Origin of the sequence: Nocardioides sp. (assembly GCF_031422975.1) — a bacterium.
Lineage (GTDB): Bacteria > Actinomycetota > Actinomycetes > Propionibacteriales > Nocardioidaceae > Nocardioides.
On the sequence record NZ_JANPEO010000498.1, the window covers coordinates 1 to 4,601 of the forward strand.

6 protein-coding genes and 1 tRNA gene are annotated in these 4,601 nt (G+C 70.0%); 3 read left to right on the forward strand and 4 right to left on the reverse strand.

What is annotated here, in order from left to right; genetic code table 11:
- The 3 genes from RMO85_RS14850 to orn all read right to left on the reverse strand — a co-directional run.
- Nucleotides 1-1,239: NAD(P)/FAD-dependent oxidoreductase (locus RMO85_RS14850; protein ID WP_310529502.1), on the reverse strand; the 1,239-nt coding region annotated here is incomplete at its 3' end.
- Nucleotides 1,240-1,350: 111 nt separating this feature from the next.
- Nucleotides 1,351-1,426 (reverse strand) — tRNA-His (locus RMO85_RS14855).
- Nucleotides 1,427-1,484: 58 nt separating this feature from the next.
- The gene (orn, locus tag RMO85_RS14860; RefSeq protein WP_310529503.1) at nt 1,485-2,117 is read right to left on the reverse strand and encodes an oligoribonuclease; all 633 of its coding nucleotides are present in this window, start codon (nt 2,115-2,117) and stop codon (nt 1,485-1,487) included.
- Between the two features lie 61 nt (nt 2,118-2,178).
- Here orn and RMO85_RS14865 point away from each other — a divergent pair, with 61 nt between their 5' ends.
- From RMO85_RS14865 to RMO85_RS14875, 3 genes are read left to right on the forward strand one after another with little or no spacing between them, the layout of a single operon-like run.
- Nucleotides 2,179-2,700: a MauE/DoxX family redox-associated membrane protein gene (locus RMO85_RS14865; RefSeq protein WP_310529504.1), complete on the forward strand. Its 522-nt coding sequence runs from the start codon at nt 2,179-2,181 to the stop codon at nt 2,698-2,700.
- Nucleotides 2,675-3,403 carry a thioredoxin domain-containing protein gene (locus RMO85_RS14870; RefSeq protein ID WP_310529505.1) on the forward strand — a complete coding sequence of 243 codons (729 nt, stop codon included), beginning with the start codon at nt 2,675-2,677 and terminating at the stop codon, nt 3,401-3,403. The genes RMO85_RS14865 and RMO85_RS14870 overlap by 26 nt, the downstream gene beginning before the upstream one ends.
- Nucleotides 3,400-4,434: an adenosine deaminase gene (locus tag RMO85_RS14875; protein ID WP_310529506.1), complete on the forward strand. Its 1,035-nt coding sequence runs from the start codon at nt 3,400-3,402 to the stop codon at nt 4,432-4,434. The genes RMO85_RS14870 and RMO85_RS14875 overlap by 4 nt, the downstream gene beginning before the upstream one ends.
- Here the strand turns inward: RMO85_RS14875 and RMO85_RS14880 are convergent.
- Nucleotides 4,422-4,601: aldo/keto reductase (locus tag RMO85_RS14880; RefSeq protein WP_310529507.1), on the reverse strand; the 180-nt coding region annotated here is incomplete at its 5' end. The two genes, RMO85_RS14875 and RMO85_RS14880, sit on opposite strands and share 13 nt — an antisense overlap.

Sequence of the window (4,601 nt, forward strand, 5' to 3'; positions counted from 1 at the left end):
CTCCTTGGCGGCGGCGCCACCCGGTCCCTCGAACAGACGGGCCGGGGTGTGGAGGCCGAAGTAGGTCAGAGTGTGCGCGCCCCTCTCGGCCAACTGACCGAGGATCGAGGGGTCGCTGAGCGAGTGGCAGTAGACCTCGCCGGGCATCGTCGAGGGCACCTGGCCGGCCGCGGCTTCGGCGTACGCCGTCTCGAGCTGGGTGTAGTCCTCGCCGAGGTGCAGGGTGCCGGCGAAGGCGACGGCCGGGTCGGCGCCGGACCTCAGCTCGGGCAGTCGATCGAGGAGGAAGTTGATCTTGAGCTGGGCGCCCTCCGGCTTGGTGGCGGCGTCCTCGCCGTCACCGAGCAGGATGCTCAGCACCCAGGGGGCCACGCCGGACAGAACCCGTCGGCAGGTGAGCGACTGTTGGCCCGAGCCGTCGTGCCACACCACGGTCGCGGAGTCGGAGCCGGGCTCGATCCGGCTCACGCCGGCGCCGGTGATGATCTCGGCGCCCGCGGAGAGGGCAGCCCGGGCCAGCGCGTCGGTCACGGCGCCCATGCCGCCGACGGGGACCCGCCACTCGCCGGTGCCGTTGCCGATCAGGTGGTAGAGGAAGCAGCGGTTCTGGATCAGCGACGGGTCGTGCATCGACGCGAACGTGCCGATCAGGGCGTCCGTGGCGACGACGCCGCGGACGGTGTCGTCGAGGAAGCGCTCCTCGATCGTCTGTCCGAGCGGCTGGCTCACGACGTCGCGCCAGATGCCCGGGTCGATGGCCTCGCGCAGCTCGCGCTCGAGGGGGAGAGGCGACATCAGGGTGGGGGCGACGGCGTGGGCGAGGTCGGTGACGTCGGCGTAGAACTCGCGCCACGCGTCGTACTCACGATCCGAGCCCGTGAGGGCGGCGAAGGACTGCCGCGTCGGCTCGCCCTCGGGGCGCTCGACGAGCAGTCCGTCGGGGCGACCGTCCCGCGTGTACGGCGTGTAGGAGGCCGTCGTCCGGGACGCGAGCCGGATGTCGAGGTCGAGCTCGGCCATCAACTGCTCGGGCATGAGGCTGACGAGGTAGGAGTAGCGCGACAGCCGGGCCGGCAGGCCGGCGAACGGGCTGACCGAGACCGCCGCACCGCCGGTGTGGTCGAGTCGCTCGAGGACGGCGACGGAGAGCCCCGCGCGGGCGAGGTAGGCCGCCGCGACGAGGCCGTTGTGACCGCCACCGACGATGGCGACGTCATAGGAGTGTTGACCGGTGCTCACCGGGTCAACGTAGTCCCCTCGGCGGTGCGCCCGGGCATGGCTGGCCGAGACACCGGTCCGAACCGACCTCCACAATGACCAGGGCCCCGGTCGATGACCGGGGCCCTGGCATGGGGTGAGTAACGGGACTTGAACCCGCGACATCCGCCACCACAAGGCGGCGCTCTACCAGCTGAGCTATACCCACCACGTTCTGTGCCATGGCCTGCGCTCGAAGGCGCAAGCCGATGAGAAGTGTAGGGCAATCAGTGCGCGGATTCTGAATCGGGGCCGAGGCCGGTGATGGTGCCTGCGTGCCGCGCCGCGATCTCGCGTGCGGCGGTGGAGTCGAGGCCGGGCTGGGGGACGAAGACGGCCTCGCGGTAGTAGCGCAGCTCCTCGATGCTCTCCTGGATGTCGGCCAGCGCCCGGTGGTTGCCGCGCTTGGCCGGGGCCGCGAAGTAGGTGCGCGGATACCAGCGCCGGGCAAGCTCCTTGATCGAGGAGACGTCGACGTTGCGGTAGTGCAAGAAGCCCTCCAGCGTGGGCATGTCGCGGGCCAGGAACGCGCGGTCGGTGGCGACCGTGTTGCCTCCCAGCGGCGGCCGGCTGCCGTCGGGGCAGTGCTCCTTGATGTAGGCCAGCACCTGCTGCTCGGCGTCGGCCATCGTCAGCCCGCCCTCCAACTCATCGAGCAGGCCGGAGGACACGTGCATGCTGCGGACGAAGTCGATCATCTGGTCCAGCGCCGCCTGCGGCGGCTTGATCAGCACGTCGATGCCCTCGCCGATGACGTTGAGGTCGAAGTCGGTGACAAGCGCAGCGACCTCCACCAACGCATCTGTCTCAAGGCTGAGGCCGGTCATTTCGCAGTCGATCCAGACGAGTCGCTCATTCACGGTGAGCACCCTACTCAGGGTTCTCAGCGGCGGTTCAGGCGCTCGTCCTAGGGTCGGGGTCGTGAAGCAGTGGATCGGTCTCCTCGCGCGACTGATCACCGGCGGTGTCTGGATGGCGGCGGGTGCGCTGAAGCTCCCCGACCCGTCGGGCAGTGTCCGCGCCGTACGCGCCTATGACCTGTTGCCCGAGTCGATCGTGCCGAGCGTCGGCTACGCCCTGCCGGTCGTCGAGATGGTGATCGGTGTCTGCCTGGTGCTCGGGCTGATGACGCGCACGATGGGCGTGTTGTCGTCCCTGTTGTTCATCGCGTTCATCATCGGGATCTCGGCCGCGTGGGCGCGAGGGCTCTCGATCGACTGTGGCTGCTTCGGCGGAGGCGGCGAGGTCGCGGACGCGACGTCGAGGTATCCCTCGGAGATCGCGCGCGACGTCGGGCTGTTGCTGCTGTCCGCGTGGCTGGTGATCTGGCCACGGACCCGCTGGTCACTGGATGCTGTTGTCTTCCCGCCTCGTGCGGGTGAAATCTTGCCCACCACGGGCGACGGAGAGGACCTCGATGTCGAAGCGCAACAAGGCCGCTGAGCGTGCCGCCCGGGCCGCGGCCCTCCGGGCGGCGGCCCTGCGGGCCGAGCAGGAGCGCAGGGAGAAGCAGCGCCGGCTGTACACCATCGCGGGAGTGGTGGGAGCGCTGCTCGTCGTCGTCGCTGTCGGCTTCTGGTTGCAGAGCCGGGCCGGCAAGGTCGACGAGACAGCCGCCGTCCCGACAGGCGCGACGTCCGACTACGGCCTCAGGCTCGGCGATGCCGGCGCGGACCACGAGGTGGTCATCTACGAGGACTTCCTCTGCCCTGCCTGCAAGGCCTTCGAGGACGCCAGCGCGGAGACGCTGGACTCCGCCGTCGCGGACGGCCGCGCGACGGTCGAATACCGTCCGCTCGACTTCCTGAGCCGCTTCGGTGACTACTCCCAGCGCACCGCCAACGCGTTCGCGGTCGTGCTCGACGCCGCGGGACCTGACGTGGCCAAGAAGTTCCACGACATCTTGTACGCCGAACAGCCGGCCGAGGAAGGCGACCATCCCGACGACGCGTGGCTGATCGAGAAGGCCGTCGAGGCAGGGGCCACCGAGGCGGACGTGGCCGCCGGCTTCAAGAACCTCGAGTTCGGGCCGTGGGTCGCAAATGGCGTCAAGGCCGCGACGTCTGCTGGAATCAAGGGCACCCCCACCGTGATCGTGGACGGGGAGGCCATCGAAGCCAGCACCCTCGCGGAGGCACTGAAGTGACCGACCTGACCGACCTGTCGGCGTTCATCGCCGGCCTGCCCAAGGCTGAGCTGCACGTCCACCACGTCGGGTCGGCATCGCCGCGAATCGTGTCCGAGCTGGCGGCGCGGCACCCGGGGACGGTCCCATCGGACCTGGGCGAGCTGAAGAAGTTCTTCGAGTTCCGCGACTTCGCGCACTTCATCGACGTCTACCTCGCGGTCGTGGACCTGATCAGGACCCCCGAGGACGTCCGCATGCTCACCTACGAGGTGGCGCGCGAGATGGCGACGGGCCAGAACCTGCGTTACGCCGAGCTCACCTGCACTCCATTCACCTCCGTGCGGCCGGACCGCGACGACATCGGCATGCCGATCGAGGCCTACACCGAAGCCATCGAGGACGCGCGGATCGCGGCCGAGCGCGACTTCGGGCTGGTGCTGCGGTGGATCTACGACATCCCCGGCGAGTCGGGGATCCCGGCCGCCGACGCGACCCTGGCCCATGCGCTCGAGCACGGTCCCGCGGCGCTGGTCGGCTTCGGCCTCGGCGGGCCGGAGATCGGCGTACCCCGCTCGCAGTTCCGGCCGCACTTCGACGCGGCCCGCGCCGCGGGCCTGCACTCGGTGCCGCACGCGGGGGAGACCACCGGGCCGGAGACCGTGTGGGACTCCATCAGACTGCTCGGGGCCGAGCGGATCGGGCATGGGACGTCCTCGGTGTCGGACCCGGTGCTGCTCGCCCATCTGGCGGCGGAGGGGATCACCCTGGAGGTGTGCCCGTCGTCGAACATCGCGACCCGGGCAGTCACCGATCTGCCGTCGCACCCGCTGCGGGAGTTCGTGGCAGCCGGGGTGCCGGTGACGATCAACTCCGACGACCCGCCGATGTTCGGCACGACGCTGAACGCGGAGTACGCCATCGCGGCCGACCTGCTGTCGTTGTCTCGCGATGGCGTTGCCGACCTGTCGCGCGCCGCCGTCCGAGCGTCGTTCGCGCCCGACGAGGTGAAGACCAGGATCCTCGGGGAGATCGACGACTACGTGGGCTGATCCAGCCGCGCCATCGTCTCGTCGTCGAGGTCGAGTCGAACCGCGGCGAGTGCTGAGTCGAGCTGCTCGACCGAGCTGGCGCCGATGATCGGGCGAGTGCCCCGGGCGATCAGCCAGGCGAGCACGACCTGGCTGGCGGCGACCCGGCGCTGGGATGCGACCTCGGC

Excerpts from the sequence above, each read along its gene's own strand:
- RMO85_RS14870 (WP_310529505.1), top strand. The coding sequence starts at position 2,675 with ATGTCGAAGCGCAACAAGGCCGCTGAGCGTGCCGCCCGGGCCGCGGCC.